Consider the following 2,282-nt stretch of genomic DNA (forward strand, 5'->3'; position numbering starts at 1 on the left):
CGACCGGATCCTCGCCCACCTGCGCCGCATCGGCGGCAACGATCCGTGGGAGGGCACCGCGCAGCGCGGGCCGCCGGTGGGCGCGCCTCCTGCGTGACTCACGTGCATGCCTCCCGGTGACCGCTGGGCGCGCGTCGTCCGCGTCGACGGTGACGTGTGTGTGCGAGGGTGCTGGAATCGTCACCGCGATGACACACTCGAGCCCGTGGAGTTCGCGACCGGCCTCGACGGCGGTGTTCGGGAGGCCGGGGCATTCGCCGGGGAGCGTCGGCATGCGTGGATCCAGCGTCGTCGAGGCCGGATGGGCTGGGTGGTGGGGATTGATTCAACTATCCCTTGGTCGAAACCTGTGTCGGCGCCGCTCTGTCCGACGCGCAATCGCGCCTCGGCTTGGAGCTGTACTACTGGCGCCAAGGCCCCGACGAGGTCGACTTCGTGGTTCGGTCCGCGGACAGGGTCCTGGCCATCGAGGTCAAGAGCGGCCGCCCGCACAAGTCGACACGAGGGATGGAAGCGTTCCGCGCATTTCAGCCCGACGCAAAGACTCTTCTCGTAGGGCCGGGAGGCGTCCCATTGGAAACCTTCCTCGAGGCCGACATTCGGACCTGGATCGAGAGCTGACTTCCGCGTGAAATGGCCCATATCGTGCGCCGACTGCTGGCGCGACATCGGCAGATCAGCAAGATTCCGGTGAGTGAGCACATCGCGAAGTAGGCGAGGCCTTCCAGCACTACTTGGAGGTCTCCGAAACGCCCAGTGTGGTTCGGTGAGCGCCTGATCGTGGACCTTCACAGGGTTTGATCATGCTGCGCGAGGCGGTGGGCAAGCGCCGCGTGCGCGCCGGCACGATCGCGAGCATTCAGGCCTATGGGAGTTTCGGAGCGAACCTCCATTCCCACGTGCACGCGCTCGTGACCGAGGGCGTGTTCCACCCACACCACGAGAGTAGACGAGTGTCTCCCGGCGTTGACGCGATGGCGTGAGGGTCGGGGCGGGGGACCGAGTCGGCGGGCCGCGATTGGTGTGGAGGTGTGACGGTCGGGCGCGCGCGTCGCGATGGGGAGGTCTCGAGGTGCTCGGGCGAGCACGGATCGTCGAGATACCGGACGTCGGCCGGCTGGCGTTCGCATCGGTCGAGGACGTCGTCCTGCACAAGTTGCGATGGTGCGACGAGAGCGGTCGCGTCTCGGAGCGGCAGTGGCGAGACGACCTGGGCATGATCGCCGTCCACGGCGACGATCTCGACCGTGGGCGTCTTGGCCGGTGGGCAGACCACCTCGAGGTTCGTGGGTTGCTGGAGTCTGCACTCGATGCCTGACCTCGTAGCGGGTAGCATTCTGGGTGCCATTCCCCGTTGAGCTCCTGCCCGCTCGTGGTAGCCTGAGTTCGATGACCACGACGGCAACCACACGATCGCTCGCGTCGTTCGCAAGGAATCGACGGAAGATGACACCATGAGCCCCCGCGATCTCCCCGACGAAGTCCGACGCACGCAGGATGCGATCTGGTCGGCCCGGAGCGCCGCCGAGAAGATCGACCTCACGGGACGTCTGTGGCTCCAGGCGCGCAGTCTGAAGCGGGCGACGCTCCGGTCCATGCATCCCGACTGGACCGACGCGCGGATCGACGAAGCGGTGCAGGAGGCGATGCATGGCCGACGGGATTGATCTCTACGCGGTCTTCCTGGGTCCGTTGGAGAGCCTGGGTCTGGAGTACTTCGTCACCGGGTCCGTGGCGAGCAGCGCGTACGGCGAGCCGCGCTTCACCCAGGATCTCGACCTCGTTCTCTCGCTGTCTCCGAACCGGACCGAAGACCTCCGGCGCGTGTTTCCCGCCGCGGAGTTCTACGTGCCGCCCGATGCGACTCTGCGCGAGGAGCTCGGCCGCGCGAGCGGCGGTCACTTCAATCTGTTGCACCACGAAACGGGAGTCCGCGCCGACGTGTACGTGCTGGGCCGCGATCCCCTCCACGACTGGGCCATGGACAATCGCCGGCGCGTCGACCTGTCTTCGTCGCTCTCGACGTGGCTCGCGCCGCCGGAATACGTCGTCGTCCGGAAACTGGCCTGGCGCGCCGAGGGTGGTGGCGAGCGCCACGAGAGCGACATCCGGAGCATGCTTCGATCGCTCGGAAAGGACATCGACCTCGACTTCGTGACCGATCATGCAGACCGCGGTGGATTCCGCGACCTCTGGGACCGGCTTCGATCCTGAGTTCGCCGCCGGACGTGTGATCTGACGTCTTCTCCCGACCCCAGCCTTCCCGTGCGAGGTGCGCCCCA

4 protein-coding genes are annotated in these 2,282 nt (G+C 66.8%); all 4 read left to right on the forward strand.

Annotated elements, in window-relative coordinates; translation table 11 throughout:
- Positions 1-803 precede the first annotated feature (803 nt).
- Positions 804-983 carry a transposase gene (locus tag VKA86_11430; protein HKK71821.1) on the forward strand — a complete coding sequence of 60 codons (180 nt, stop codon included), beginning with the start codon at positions 804-806 and terminating at the stop codon, positions 981-983.
- Between the two features lie 89 nt (positions 984-1,072).
- Entirely contained in the window at positions 1,073-1,318 is a 246-nt protein-coding gene (locus tag VKA86_11435) for a hypothetical protein (GenBank protein HKK71822.1), read from the forward strand.
- A 136-nt stretch (positions 1,319-1,454) separates the two neighbouring features.
- Positions 1,455-1,667 (forward strand): hypothetical protein, encoded by a 213-nt coding sequence (locus tag VKA86_11440; protein HKK71823.1) that lies wholly within the window; start codon positions 1,455-1,457, stop codon positions 1,665-1,667.
- On the forward strand, positions 1,651-2,214 hold the full coding sequence (locus tag VKA86_11445; GenBank protein ID HKK71824.1) for a hypothetical protein: 564 nt from the start codon (positions 1,651-1,653) through the stop codon (positions 2,212-2,214). Before VKA86_11440 ends, VKA86_11445 begins: the two co-directional genes overlap by 17 nt.
- Positions 2,215-2,282 lie beyond the last annotated feature (68 nt).

This window comes from Candidatus Krumholzibacteriia bacterium (assembly GCA_035268685.1).
Lineage (GTDB): Bacteria > Krumholzibacteriota > Krumholzibacteriia > JAJRXK01 > JAJRXK01 > JAJRXK01.